This window comes from Crateriforma spongiae (assembly GCF_012290005.1).
Classification (GTDB): domain Bacteria; phylum Planctomycetota; class Planctomycetia; order Pirellulales; family Pirellulaceae; genus Crateriforma; species Crateriforma spongiae.
Window position 1 is genome coordinate 278,007 of the sequence record NZ_JAAXMS010000004.1, and the last position, 14,038, is coordinate 292,044.

Here is a 14,038-nt window from a genome sequence, read left to right on the forward strand (position 1 = left end):
TGATCGATGGACAACAAAACAGCGAGTCTTCAGGTGCGTACATTTCGCTTTGGTCTCCGTGGACGCTACGGCGCGGCATTTTGCGGCGTTCTGATGTTTGCCGCGTCGGCGTTCGCAACGACCGGTGAATCTGATTCGCCGAATCGTGATCCGATGGCTTCGATTGCCGCGACCGCGACGGAGGTGGTTGCTGGTCAGCCGATGGGGTTCGGCAAGGTCGTGCTGACGTTCATCGATGGCGAAGGTCCGGTCATCTATCCCGATCAAACGATTCGCGTCGTCGATGCCGAACAACGTGTCTTCTATCCCGTTGTGACGTATCAGTACGACAAAGACGAAGGGGCCTATCAAGCATCCTCGATCGAAGCCAATTTTGCGGTCAAGGGCGATGGCCCGCTTTCGATTCAACTCGTTCATGACCAGGAGGTCTTGTTCGAAGAATCCTTGTCGTCGGTCGAGATGTCTGCGCAACGAGTTCAGAAGTTGCGTGACCAGTGGTGGAGAGCGCTTCAACATGACGTTGCGCGTTTCGGGCAAGTCGGTCGCGCGGAGTTACAGACGATTCTTGACACGATGGCATTTCGGTTCGGTATTCCCGAGCATCGACGAATCGAAGTGCAAGCCAAGACGATGGATTCGAAATCGCTGGAGGACCAGTTTGAACGAGCGGTGAAAATGCTGCTCGGGTTCGAATCAGTGCAGTTGGCCATTCATAGATCCACGGAAATCAACGGTACCGCATCAAACCTTCGACGCTACGAAGCGTCGAACGCGGACATGCCCTTGCCAAAGCGCAGGACCGTTCGCAGTTTGCGGATCCCCGATTTTCCGGCGACCGCGGTGGAAGCGATCGCCCATCGGACGCCGGCAGAATGTTTCTACGTTCGCACGGGTTCGGTCAACAACTATCGTCACCTGCGACGATTGTTGGTCGGCTGGGGCGGATCGCTGGACGATGTGGTGGCAACGGGTGTCATCGAACAATCGACCCGACAAATGATCGAACGCCAGCTTGGGCTTCCCGGCGATCTGAACGAACTGACACCGATCGAACCACATTTATCGGATCTGGCTTTGATCGGCTCGGATCCGTTCTTCGACGATGGCGCCGCGGTCGGACTGTTGATGCAGGCAAAGTCCACGGGGCCACTGAAAGCGATTCTCCAACAGTGGCGTGATCATGCGGAATCACAGACCGCCGGATGCAACAGACAACAGGTCAACATTGCCGGTCACGCGGTGGATTTCCTTGGCACCCCCGACCACCAGGTGCGTTCGTTTCTGGCGGAAGACGACGGATTCTTGCTGATCACCAATTCGAAAACCTTGGTGCAGCGATTCTTTGAAACCGGTCGCGGAATCGATGCGTTGGGCAAACGGAAAGAGTTTCAATACGCCAAATGGAAGACCAGGGGAAGCGGCCGGAGTTATGCGTTTCTGTACCTGGGGGATCCGTTTTTTCAAAACTTGATCAGCCCCCACTATCGCATCGAGATGTTGCGGCGTGAACGAGCATTAGAAGAGGTCCGGCAATTGAAGATCGCGCACTTGATGGCGGCTGGCGAGGGAAACAATGACCTGGATGACTTGGGACTGATTCGTGAACGATACATGCCAGAATCATTTGGCCAGCGTCCCGACGATGCCCGTGCATTTCAGCTGGAGGAGGTTTATCAAGATAGTTTGCGTGGCGTTCCAGGGACCTTCTTGCCGATCCCCGACGTGCCACTGGACAGGGCAACGCGAATGGAGGTGGCGACGTACCAACGCTTTGCATCGGAGTATCTGCGTTTGTGGCGCCGCGCGGATCCGGTTGCGGTTGTTTTTCGCGATGAAGGGATCGATCCAGGCTCCCAGCATTTGCGGACATCGTTGCAAATCGTCATCACGCCGTACGCCGAAGACCGGTATCGATTGCTGCGAAAACACCTCGGCCCCGCGACATCGCGAGCATTGATAACGTCCGATCCACCGTTGTTGTACGGTCAAGCGACGGTGCGAATGAGCGAAAGGACGAACATCAGCCACCTTATTCTGTTCGGGATTCGCGACGATCGGGTGGATTTTCGAATCGATCGCGGAAAGGTACGCCTGGACGATGCCGGGACATCTGGCTTGTATGCCAGTTCACGTGGTTTTCTGGCGATGCGTCCGGGACGGCTTGAGGTGTTGAAGATGTTGGCGTCGGTGCTGTTGAAGGGCGAGGAGTACGTCGCATCGAAGCCAGCGTCCGCACCAAAGAAATCGGGAATGATGCCACCACCTAATTTGTTGCCCGGCGGAAATCCAAGCGGTGCGTCCGCCATCATCTATCTGGGATGGGCGCTGTCCAAGATGCGTCCCAGTGACCCAGGGATGATGAAGTATGCATCGATGGTTGATCTGACCGATGAGCACTGCATTGTCGGTGATTCCGAGGAAACTCGGCAATGGACGCGGAAGCAGTTGGTCGAGACGTCGAACCGTGGGGCGCACCAAGCGTTTCTGACGATGAATCCGTTGCGTGGGTCCAAAGTCGAACCGTACATCCAAGCCTACACCTTCATGCAAGCACGTCACCATTCGACCCAGGGCGCGACTTGGTTGGACCGAATGGGATCATGGTTCCGTGTGCCCGAGGAATCCGCCAAACAACGTGTCCAAATGCTGCTTGGCGGTGACCTTGTGTGTCCTTTGGGCGGCGAATACGTTCATCAAATCCGCGACGGTGATTCTGCTTGGACCAGTACCCGCTGGGAATCCGAATCCGCGTTCGACGTGACCGCCGCCGATCCGCAGTGGCGTTTCCCCTTTTTGGATTGGCTGCAAGCTTTGCGTGTTGAATTCGACATGTCCAATAACACGCTGTACGCCACCGTGCATCTGGAAGTCGCCGACGGTGATCGCGACTTTGCTGGTATTCCAAGGGGAGTGATTGCCACCACGGACTTACCGTCATCGACGTCTCCAAACCAGGGGCTTGTCTCAAAGAATTTGACGACTCCCCTGGAGCAAGTCGCGACAGATTGGGTGCTGGGGGTGCGTGCGGCAGAGTTTGATCGTGGCGTTGTCATCACGCACGTCTATCCCAACAGCCCGGCACAACGGGTGGGGCTGCGAAACCAAGACATCGTGCTGGGGTTGGATGGAAACGACATCACCACATCCGATCAATTGCGCGAGCTCATTCGCCAGAGTCCGGATCGTTCATGGTGCCTGGTTCGGATTCAACGCGGCAGTGCGGTGCATCGCTATCGAGTGCATCTGCCGAAAGACTGATGAAGCGTTTGAATCTATCGGACGATCAGCACTGATGTGGGGCTGTGATGCAGAACGTGTCGTGACACGCTGCCCAACACGATGCGGTCCCAAGCACTTTGGTGGCTGTCGCCGGTGACGACCAACTGGCAATCCAGTGCATCGGCCTGTTCGACAATGGAGCGACCGATGTGTGAGGATTCGATCAGGCTGGTTTCGGCGGCGAAGCCTTTGTCCAGAAACTTTTGTTGTAAAGCTTTCAAGTGATCCGACGCGGCGTCCTTCGCCTGCTCCAGATAGCCGCGTGCACGCACCAGAATGTCTTGGCGATAGAACGTCATGATTTCTTGGACATGGACCAAGTGCAGTTTTGTCGATTCCGGCACCGCGATGCGGTCGATCCAGTCCAGGAACAAATCGTCGCTGGTGGGATTTCCGACGGCAATCAAAATGCGATCGGTCAGCTTTCCCTGTTCGCCTTGGGATGCATCATCTGAACTTCGCGTCACCAGGGCGCTACATTCGGCGTGCGTGGCCACGTGATCGGAAACACTGCCCAGCAGCACGCGTTCCAGTGCGCTATGGCCGACCGCACCGGTGACGATCAGATCCGCGTTTGATTCTTGCGCGTGGCGAGTCAGTTCGAATCCGGGCGGACCGACTGCGACGGTGGTCTTGATGGAACGAAATTGATCCTTGTGCTGATCCGCCAGGCGATTCAACGCTTCGCTGACCGCATCACGTTGTTCGGTGACCAAAAGCGGTACGTCCATGGGGAAACCGACACCGGAAAAATCATAGGTCGGCATCGGTACGACCACTTCGGTCAATTCGATGTCCATCTGATCGGCCCCGACCAGGACGGCCAATTGGTCCAGAGCAGCGATTGAGTGTGTCGATTGATCGATCGCGACCAAAACCTTCATCGGTCATTCCTTGTTTGTTTTCGTTCAAGCCGTGACGCAAAAAGTCGGCGTGGACCTGGGGTAACCCCAATAACACGAGGCACCGAGCGATTCTTGCCCGGAAAATTCAAGCGGAATCGGTTCGGTTGACTCTACAATGTTCCGGCCTCCCACTTCCCGACCTTTCGCCCCGATCAGGTGACCCCCATGCGTTGGTATGCCTTCTGTGCCGTCTTCATTCTATGCTTGCCGGCCGTCGCGGACGATCATGCGGATATGAAAAGACCGACGCTTCAAAAGAAAGCTTTGGGGATGAAGGCGGCTGAGAAGAAAGCGGCCGAATCCGAGTTGTCCGTGTACGAAGTCACCGTGGCTAGCCATCGCTTGACCGAAGCGGTCGATCCCGATCTGTCCAACACGGAGATTCTTCAATGGCTTGGCACCAAGGAAGGCCAGTCGAACGTCCAGTCGACGACCACGCTGCGACAATCGTGTGTGCAAGGAATGAAATCGTCGGTCCAGTTCGGTCGGCAGGTCGCGGTGGTCGAAGGCGAAGTTTCCACCGGACGCGGTGTCGTTTCTAAACGAATGGAACGGTACTCGGTGGGGTCGATGTGCCAGTGCATCATCAAACCACAAGGGAAGCAATTGTTGTTGGAAATCGATGTCGAGCATTCGCTCGTTGATGAAGCCGACGATGAATCGATGCCACCGGAAATTCGCAGCCAAACCATCAGCACGACCATCATCGTTGCCCCCGGGCAACCGGTTGTGATCGGCGGCGATGACCAGAACGTCATGGTGCTGACGGTTCGATGATCGAAGGCGGACGCCGGCCGGTTGCCGATGACACCCGGTTGTGGCGTTTTTGACTCAGGTGCAACCCGTTGCGTGCGCTACTTTCGCGGAGCGAAAGGCGACTTTGGCTGAGCCGGTTCGTAGTCCGCACCGAGGGAGCTTCCCGCAAGCTGAGTTACGGCGTGATTGCTTTAAATACGCGGAGCGAAAGGCGACTTTGGCAATGAGTCGGCGGCTAGACGCGCGTCAGGTACATGACGGCGAAATAGGATCGATCATCGGTCCAAAACGCTTTCGATTTCCATCCGGACCGTGCCGCCAATGCGGTGAAGCCTTCGCGGGTGTATTTATGCGAATACTCGGTTCGAATTGATTCGCCGTCATCGAAACAGAAGGTCTTTCCACCGATCGATACCTTTTGCTTTCCGCGACTGACCAAGTGCATTTCGATCCGGTGGTACCGGCGATTGTAGAACGACCGGTGCTCGAATGCATCGATGTCAAAGTCGGCACCCAGTTCTTGATTCATCCGGTGCAAGAGGTTGATGTTGAATGCCGCCGTGACGCCTTGGGCATCGTCATAGGCGGCTTCCAAAACTGCCACGTCTTTCTGCAAATCAAAGCCGATCAACAACCCGTCACCCTGCTCGGCCTCGTCGGCCATTTTTGACAATAGGGCCTCGGCATCGTCGGCGTCGAAATTCCCAATCGTTGAACCGGGAAAGTAATAGCATCGCCGGGTCGCGCCCCGGTCGGGCGGCAGATCGAACGGCTGGGTAAAGTCGGCGACGACGGGATGAATCGCCAGCGATTGAAATTCGCTACGCAAGTCGTCCGCGGTGGCGTGCAAGTGTTCTTCGCTAATGTCGACCGGGACGTAGTCGTGCGGCTCGATCAGGTGCCGCAGCAGGATGCGTGTTTTGACGCTGCTGCCGCTGCCGTATTCCACCAACCGGACGCCTTGGCCGATGTGGCGTACCATCGGGTCGATGTCGCGTCGCATGATGGTTGCTTCGGTGCGTGTTGGATAGTACTCCGGCAATTCACAGATCGCATCGAAAAGCTGGGATCCACGCTGGTCGTAAAAGTACTTCGACGGGATCGATTTTCGATCAGCCGACAAGCCTTGCATCACGTCGCTCAAGAATTCCTGCTGTTCTGGGGTCGACGCGATGGCGCAGGTGGACGCCACGGCGGGGCTGGGGCTGTCGGCAATACTCATGGGCTGGACACGCTTGCGAGTTGAAAAGGATCAAAACGACCAGTGCCGGCCCGAAGCACGGGCGGCATTCGATCGATTCGGTGGTGAAATGTTATAGCTTTGTGGGGCGTAAAGTGCTCTCACGCGTCCGTCGTGGTGCGTCGGCTTCCCATGGACAAACCGGTTGTGGCGGGTGGGCACGCCCCAATGACCAAATCACGTGCATCATTTAATCTGTGGGTGCAAATTCGAGGCCGAGATTTCTGGTCCCATCGATTTTGGCAATGTGCCCGAAACGCGTTGCCGCAGGGGGAATTTCGTGCCCGAACCCTGATTGCTGATGCTCGATTGATTTCAAAGTCCAATCGATTCCGCCATGGGGTACCAATGGGTCCCCGCGATCATCTTCCGCCAAACCAATCGGAGCCATGAAATGACTGTGAAGAAAGTTGGAATTCTGACCGCCGGCGGCTTGGCGCCGTGTTTGTCCAGCGCGATCGGCAGCCTGATCGAATCGTACACCTCCAAAGCGCCGGACGTTGAAATCATCTGTTACCGCGCCGGTTACAAAGGGTTGCTGCAAGGCGACAGCTTTGTCGTGACCCCGGCAATCCGTGACAAGGCCGACGTGTTGAAGAAGCACGGGGGCAGCCCGATCGGCAACAGCCGGGTGAAATTGACCAACGTCGCCGATTGCGTCAAACGTGGTTTGGTCCAAGAGGGCCAAGACCCGCTGCACGTGGCGGCCGAGCGTTTGAAGACAGACCAGGTCGATGTTCTGCACACGATCGGTGGCGACGATACGAACACCGCGGCAGCCGACTTGGCCGCTTACCTGCACGAGAACGGTTACGAGTTGACCGTCGTCGGGCTGCCCAAAACGATCGACAACGATGTGATTCCGATCCGCCAAAGCTTGGGGGCTTGGACGGCCGCGGAACAGGGCGCTCGATTCTTTGAAAATGTGGTGGCCGAACACAACGCCAACCCGCGAATGCTGATCGTTCACGAAGTGATGGGACGCAATTGCGGATGGCTGACCGCGGCAACGGCGGTGAAGTACCGCGAGATGTTGGACGAACTGGACTTCTTACCGGAATCAGGGCTCAGCCGCGAACGCAAAGAAGTGCACGGGGTGTTCATTCCCGAAATGCACTTCGATTTGGAAAAGGAAGCTGAGCGGCTGAAGGGCATCATGGACGAAATCGATTGCGTCAACATCTTCATCAGTGAAGGTGCGGGTGTGGACACGATCGTGCAAGAAATGGAATCCCGCGGCGAAGAAGTCCCCAAGGATGCGTTCGGTCACTACAAGCTGGATGCGGTGAACCCGGGCAAATGGTTCGGTAAACAGTTCGCAGAAATGTTGGGTGCCGAGAAGACGTTGATTCAAAAGAGCGGTTACTTCAGCCGTGCGGCGCCGTCCAACGCTGCGGATCTGGATCTGATTTCCACCTGTGCGGACAAAGCGGTCGATTGTGCGCTGGCCGGTGATGGCGGCGTGATCGGTCACGATGAAGACCAAGGGGATGAACTACGTGCGATCGAGTTCACTCGGATCAAGGGTGGTAAGCCATTCGATATCGACCAGCCGTGGTTCGACGACTTGTTGAAGGGAATCGGTCAACCCAAGGGTGAAGCGGTCGCTGTGGAACACCATTGATCGGGTGCCCTCGGGCGGCTTTCTATGCTGCTTGTCAGGAACGGTTTTGTAAGCCGTACCAAGGATGCTACCAGCGATCGATGATGCGGTGCGATTGGCAGATTTGCGCTGAAGCCTAATTCGTGCGATGCTTTCGCGCGGCGATAGGCGACTTGGAGGCAAGGCGGCTGGCAATCTGCGTTGACTTTTCCGGTTGTACGGGAAAACACAATCGCAACGATTCAGCACGCCGACTTGAACACTGTTAACACCAGGTTCAATTGCTTCCCCGAAGACGTCGGCGTCGGATGTGTCGTGAAACCCAGCCCCCTGTGGCTCGCTCTGCTCACATCGCTTCGTTCGCGGGGGGCGTTCGGTACGCGATACTGGCCGCAATGATCCTGGTCTTCGGGTCGAACCATCGTGTAACGGGCGACGAATCCATGGAAACGCTGGTCGATGTGACCGGCGATCCGATCGCTGACATGACGCCGCTGTGGGCCGAACCAGCGGTGGTTCCCGTTAGTTTCTGCGAGCCTTGTGTGCCGGCCGAAGCGAAGCCGACGACGCTTAACATCGGCGAATTCACACTGCGTCCCTACGGCACCGTTTGGTCGGATCTGGTGTACGCGACTAGCCGCACGGTGCCGGGGCGATTCGCCCTGTGGGTGGCATCGGAAGAAGATCAGGGGGAACCGGCGCTGGAGCTGGATGCCCGTCGCAGCCGTATCGGTCTGGAGGTCGCCGGGCCACAGATCGACTGGTGCGGCGGCATGGACACCGGGGCCCGGTTCGAAGTCGATTTCTTGGGCAACTTCACCACCGACAACCAACCCGATGTGCGATTGCGGCACGTGTACTGGGAAGCCAAGAACGATCGCAATCGAGTTTTAGGTGGGCAGACTTGGGATGTCGTTTCGCCGCTGATTCCCAACACGGTCAACTTTTCCATCTCGTGGGCGGCCGGGAACGTTGGGTTTCGCAGGAACCAATTTCGCTGGGAACGCTATATCAGCTCCGGTGCAACGACTTGGACGCTTCAGGCGGCGATTGCACAAAATGTCATTCAAGACTTGGCGACTGGGTTCAGTTCCACCGGAGTGACTCGTGAAACCGGTGATTGGCCGATGATCCAGGCTCGGTCCGCCGTGACGTTCGATGACATCGCGGTCGGCGGCAACACGATGATTCTGGGCGTATCGGGGCACATCGGTGAAACCGGTTTTGACTTTGCCACCGGGCATCCCGCCAATCCGGCGCTGGGGCCCGAAGACGATGTACGTCTGAGGACATGGTCGTTCAACGCGGAGGCTCGCGTGCCACTGACGCAGCGGTGGAGCGTTCAGGGGGAATTTTTCACCGGATCGAACCTCAGCAACATTCTGGGCGGGATCGCTCAGGGTGTCTGTCCCTGCTTGCGAGTTCCGATCCGGTCCACCGGTGGATGGGGGGAATTGACTTATGCCTGGTCGCCAAAGCTGAGCAGCCACGTGGGGTACAGCATCGATGATCCGAACGATAACGACAGTCTGATCGGCCGGACGAAGAACGATGTGATTTACGCGAATTGTATCTATCGGGTCAGCGACCGTCTGACGACCGGACTGGAGGTCAGTTCATGGAAGACCGAATATCACAATCGTACCGACGAACCGGGTTTTACCTTCGTCGATGCACCGACCGCGCCTGGCGAAGCTGTCTTGGTCGATTGGACCGTCCGCTACACGTTTTGACTGATCGGATTCCCACGCACCTAAGGGCAAAATCCGACGCCGCGGAACCGTTTCCGGGAAACCCCGAAGGTGTTTGCGTCGTATAATGAAAGTGTAAAGAATTTCCGCTCATCTAGAGGAATCGAACAATGATGCAAGTCTTGGTGCACACGGACAATCACATCCAAGGTGATGATCGGTTGACGGAATTGGTGCAAGAGTCGGTGACGGACACGCTGGAACGATACCAAGATCGAATTACACGAGTGGAAGTCTTTTTGGCGGATGAAAATAGCCGCGAAAAATTTGGGGATGAAGACAAACGTTGTGTGATGGAAGTCCGACTGAGAGGGCGAAAACCCGTGTCGGTGCGTCATCACGATGCGACGGTGAAGGCGGCGTTCCACGGTGCAGCCGAAAAGATGCTGCACTTGTTGGAAAAGACGCTGGGGCGATTGGACCATCGTCACGATCCAGTCGTTGCACCGGAGTGAAATTGTTTGCGGCAGACCAGAGCCGGACACGCTAGCGTCAAGCGGCTGAGCCAAAGTCGCCTATCGCTCCCGCGAAAGTAGCGTCGTGCAAACTGTGAGTGTGGGCGAGGAAGTTCTGCCGTGGCAGAAGAACCCTCCCCGGAATCTCGTTCCTCGATTCCGACCCTCCCGCGGGGCGAGAGGGTGAAGTGATACGGGGTTGAACGCGATTGCCTTTTCACCCTCCCACCGGAAGGGTCGAGCCTAAGCGAGGGCAGGACGCGATCGCTTGAAGAACCCTCCCCGGAATCTCGTCCCTCGATTCCGACCCTCCCGCGTGTGGGTGGGGGAAGTGGCAAAGCGTCGACTGTCGAACCTAGCCGTTGACTTCGGCGGTCAGCTGTTCGCGGAAAATCTTGCTGTTGTGGCGGATATCCACGGGCATCGGTTCGCGTCGGATACGAATGTCGGTGATCCGGCGGGTGATCGGATTGCGAGCGGCGAGTGCTTTCAAGGCGTCGATCAATTCCGATTGCTGTGACGTCGTCCGTGGTCCAAGACTCGGGTCGACTTCGATCAAGACGACGGGCGTTTGGTTCGGGCGTGATCCCCGGCCGACCAGTGCCGACCGGTACACCGATGGATGGCTGTTGAAGACCGCTTCGCAGGGGATCGTGAACAGCGTCCGCTCCGCTGTCACCACGCGGTGCGCTTTGCGGCCACAGAACCAAAACCGATCCTCTTCATCCAAGTAGCCGACATCGCCCATCCGGTGCCAAACAACTTGGTCCGCGTCGATGACTTTGTGGTAAGCGTTCTGATCGGCGCGAACGACGTACTGCTGTGTCACCATGGGCCCGGTCACCATCAATTCGCCGATCTTGCGACGGGGCAGTTCTTCGATGTCGTCAAACGACTCGATTGGTTCGTCGCGAATGGCGATGACTTTCCAGCGAACGTTTTCAAACCGAGTCCCCACGCAGACGCCTTTGCCTTTGTCGGCGGCCGGCCCGGTTTCGGTGATGACTTGGCGGCTTTCGATCGATGCGATCGGCAACGCTTCGGTGGCGCCGTAGGGTGTGACGATGTCGGCGTCGGGGTGCACCACGGCACGCAGCTTTTCCAAGGTCGATGCGGGCACGGGGGCGCCGGCCGATAACACACGCCGCAGCGATTCGAACGGGCGCCCGACGACTTGTTTCTCATCGCACCATCGAACCACGGTCTTCCAAAGCGCGGGTGATCCGAACGCTTGGTCGATGTCCCATTGGCGAACGGCTTCGACCAGTCTTGCCGGGTTCACATCGGCCGGACGCGTGGGATCCATGTCGGGAATGATCGTGGTGACGCCCATCACAGCATCGAACAAACCAAACAACGGGAAACATGCCAGATCGCGAGACCCGCGGTGGATGTCGTAGCGATCACGGATCCGGTCGACTTGAGCGTGAAAGGTGGCGTGGGTGAACAAGACACCTTTGGGCGGACCGGTGCTGCCGGTGGTGAAGATCACCGCTGCGGGATCAGGCAGTTGCACCTGAGGAAGCGTGATCGATTCATCGCAGCCCATTTCTTCGATCTGTGCCAGCGTACGTCCGCCCCACAGATACCGACGTCCCACGGTGACGTTCCAGCGGGCGTCGGGAAAACGGCGCCTCAGCACGCTGCGGATCAATTGGGCCTTGGGAATGCCCACAAATCCGTCCGGTCGCGCGTCAGCCAAGCACTGGACCAAATGCTTTTTGTTGATGCCCGGATCGATCAGCACCATGGTCGCGCCGGCTTTCAGCAGCCCGAAAACCAGTTGGATGAATTCGCCGCCGAACGGTACCAGCATCACCAAGCGGTCGCCCGGTCGGATGCCCCATTTCACCAACCCGCGGGCAATCCGGTCGGTTCGCTGGTCCAGTTCGCCAAACGTCGTCACGTCATAGCTTCGTTCCCCGGCGGGAACCGGCGGGCCGGACGGCTGTGCGATCGCCACGGCGGACGGTGTCAGCGAAGCCATCATCGACATCCGGCTGGCGATGTTCGACAGGTCAGACTGTGGCATGGGCGAGACGAATGGGATCGCGGAATAAGGACGGCGAGGCGGGCGGAGTTGCGGTGCTGATTAGGACTTGGTTTGAACCGCCACATCCATGGCCGCTTGCAACATCATGCTGGCAATGCAGTCGTCGTGACAGGTTTGCGTGCCCCGCCAACCTGGGATCGCGTTGACTTCGACGACGTGCACTTGGTCATCATCATCGATCAGCAAGTCGACGCTTGCGATCGTCAATCCGATGTCGGTGACGATATCGCGAGCCATTTGAATCCAGGACGGTTTGGCGGTGATCGGGCTGGTCGTTGAACCCCGGGATGCATTGGTGCGAAAGTCGTGTCGGCTGTCACGACGAACCGCGATGTGGCGTGATCCGATCACCAGAATTCGGACGTCACGACCACCCGGCGGTACGAACGCTTGAATGTAGGCGATCGATTGAATCTGTTGCAGCGTGCTGAAGACGGTCCAAGCCAGGTCGGCATTCTGAATCCGCATCACGCCTTTGCCTTCGCCACCGAACAACGGTTTGACCACACAATCACCGCCCAAAGTTTCGAACGCTCGCATGGCTTCGCCGCGGTCTTGCACCACGATCGTCGGCGGCACCGGGTATCCCAGTCGTGCGACCCGATCAAGCGTGGCGTACTTGTCGATCGCAATCTCCAACGCGGCCGGCGGATTGATCACGGGGATCCCGTGTCGGACCATCGCATGCAGGACCGACAAGCGAAACGTGATCGTCTCCATCGATCCGGACGGCATGGTGCGTGTCAGCACCGCGTCGAAGTTTTCAATCGACTGGCCACCACAGCGGATGCCGGATGAATGCGAGCTCGTGAGGCGGCTGGTCAGTTCTTCGTACAGGCCAAATTCGATCTGGACGCCGGGGGATGCAAAGTCGTCGGCGGCTTGTCGAAGCCGGTCGGCATGCCAACCATTGCCAGCGCCCAAAACCAAAATGCGGATCGGTCGATCTGGATGGGCGGAACCATCGGGCGTCCCCGCCGGCAAAGATGCATGGGACATGGATCAGCCCAAGAACGATTCGCGAAGCACGTCCGTGTTGAATCGTCCGGCGATCCAGGTGCGTCCGCTGCGCAGGCCGTGAATCGTCACCCGCGCGGGGCTGAACAGCATCGGGTCGACCTTGTAAAAGTCGTACTCGTATCCTTTGAAGACCTGGGCGAACGGTCGTCCGTAGTCGCCCGAACTGCTGCTGGGGACTTGTTCGATCACCGATTCGATCGACTGGTCATCGGCGTCGGCCCACAAGGTCACGTTGGCACCGTACAGCATCGCATCATTGGTACGTCCGATGCCCGAAACCATGTCGCCCGGCTTGGACGGTGGGGGCAGGGGGGCGGTGCCGGTGGCCGACACGATGCTGCGGACGTCGAACTTCAATTCGTGCAGCTTGTGCATCGCCGTCTCGATGCTGCGGGCAACGACTTGAGCCCCACCGGCGATCGAGTGGCTGGGGGCAATCGCCAGATGGACCCCATCGGGCTGGACGCCACATTCTTGGGCGATGTGGGCGAAGACGGATTCGCCCGGCAGCTTGTCACTTTCCAACACGCCGACGGCGACGGGGCCTTCTTCGGCCAGACCCAGGGCTTTCAAAGCCGCCTCGCGACCCCGCAGCAGTCGCATCGGACCGCTGCCCATCGCAAAGAAGTCGTCGGTCTGGACGGGCCAACCGGCGTACTGGGCACCCAGGCAAGCCCACAGCGGCGCATCGGTGCGAACGTGGACGTGGTTGGACGTCACGAACCGATCGGGATCCGCCGGGACGATCGCGATGTCCGCTTGGTCGCCCATGCACAATCGCGCCAACAGCAAACCCGCGTCCAATGACCCTGGCGTTTGGACGCCGGCATCTAACAGACGGCCGCCGGCAACCGAATGAAGCCGGAGGCCGAAGTTTTCGGCGTACTCACAGATATGCTCGAACAGTTCGTAGGCTTCTTGATTCAACATGGGGTCGAATCGTGGCCGAAGCCGACGTGACTGTCCAGCCCGCCAA

General features: G+C 58.0%; 10 protein-coding genes. 5 read left to right on the plus strand and 5 right to left on the minus strand.

Translation table 11 applies throughout. From position 1 onward, the window contains the following. Positions 1-33 precede the first annotated feature (33 nt). Positions 34-3,258 (plus strand): PDZ domain-containing protein, encoded by a 3,225-nt coding sequence (locus tag HFP54_RS26190; protein WP_168565384.1) that lies wholly within the window; start codon positions 34-36, stop codon positions 3,256-3,258. Between the two features lie 14 nt (positions 3,259-3,272). Here HFP54_RS26190 and HFP54_RS12530 read toward each other — a convergent pair whose 3' ends face one another. Further along, positions 3,273-4,163 carry a universal stress protein gene (locus tag HFP54_RS12530; protein WP_168565385.1) on the minus strand — a complete coding sequence of 297 codons (891 nt, stop codon included), beginning with the start codon at positions 4,161-4,163 and terminating at the stop codon, positions 3,273-3,275. Between the two features lie 186 nt (positions 4,164-4,349). On the opposite strand from HFP54_RS12530, the gene HFP54_RS12535 reads away from it, so the two are divergent. Continuing rightward, positions 4,350-4,961: a type II and III secretion system protein gene (locus HFP54_RS12535; RefSeq protein ID WP_168565386.1), complete on the plus strand. Its 612-nt coding sequence runs from the start codon at positions 4,350-4,352 to the stop codon at positions 4,959-4,961. 214 nt (positions 4,962-5,175) lie between these two features. On the opposite strand, the gene egtD is transcribed toward HFP54_RS12535, so the two are convergent. Then, positions 5,176-6,162 (minus strand): L-histidine N(alpha)-methyltransferase, encoded by a 987-nt coding sequence (egtD, locus tag HFP54_RS12540; protein WP_168565387.1) that lies wholly within the window; start codon positions 6,160-6,162, stop codon positions 5,176-5,178. 412 nt (positions 6,163-6,574) lie between these two features. Between egtD and HFP54_RS12545 the strand changes: the two genes are divergently transcribed. The 3 genes from HFP54_RS12545 to HFP54_RS12555 all read left to right on the plus strand — a co-directional run bounded on the left by HFP54_RS12545 (position 6,575) and on the right by HFP54_RS12555 (position 9,989). Then, positions 6,575-7,804: a pyrophosphate--fructose-6-phosphate 1-phosphotransferase gene (locus tag HFP54_RS12545; protein ID WP_168565388.1), complete on the plus strand. Its 1,230-nt coding sequence runs from the start codon at positions 6,575-6,577 to the stop codon at positions 7,802-7,804. Positions 7,805-8,178: 374 nt separating this feature from the next. After that, positions 8,179-9,516 (plus strand): DcaP family trimeric outer membrane transporter, encoded by a 1,338-nt coding sequence (locus HFP54_RS12550; RefSeq protein ID WP_206036181.1) that lies wholly within the window; start codon positions 8,179-8,181, stop codon positions 9,514-9,516. Positions 9,517-9,644: 128 nt separating this feature from the next. Beyond that, positions 9,645-9,989: an HPF/RaiA family ribosome-associated protein gene (locus HFP54_RS12555; RefSeq protein WP_196784768.1), complete on the plus strand. Its 345-nt coding sequence runs from the start codon at positions 9,645-9,647 to the stop codon at positions 9,987-9,989. Between the two features lie 355 nt (positions 9,990-10,344). On the opposite strand, the gene HFP54_RS12560 is transcribed toward HFP54_RS12555, so the two are convergent. From HFP54_RS12560 to mch, 3 genes are read right to left on the minus strand one after another with little or no spacing between them, the layout of a single operon-like run. Then, positions 10,345-12,021: a fatty acid CoA ligase family protein gene (locus HFP54_RS12560; protein ID WP_168565389.1), complete on the minus strand. Its 1,677-nt coding sequence runs from the start codon at positions 12,019-12,021 to the stop codon at positions 10,345-10,347. Between the two features lie 60 nt (positions 12,022-12,081). Next, positions 12,082-13,041 (minus strand): ATP-grasp domain-containing protein, encoded by a 960-nt coding sequence (locus HFP54_RS12565; RefSeq protein WP_168565390.1) that lies wholly within the window; start codon positions 13,039-13,041, stop codon positions 12,082-12,084. A 3-nt stretch (positions 13,042-13,044) separates the two neighbouring features. Beyond that, complete coding sequence (mch, locus tag HFP54_RS12570; protein ID WP_168565391.1) at positions 13,045-13,992, minus strand: methenyltetrahydromethanopterin cyclohydrolase; 948 nt, start codon at positions 13,990-13,992, stop codon at positions 13,045-13,047. Positions 13,993-14,038: the final 46 nt, after the last annotated feature.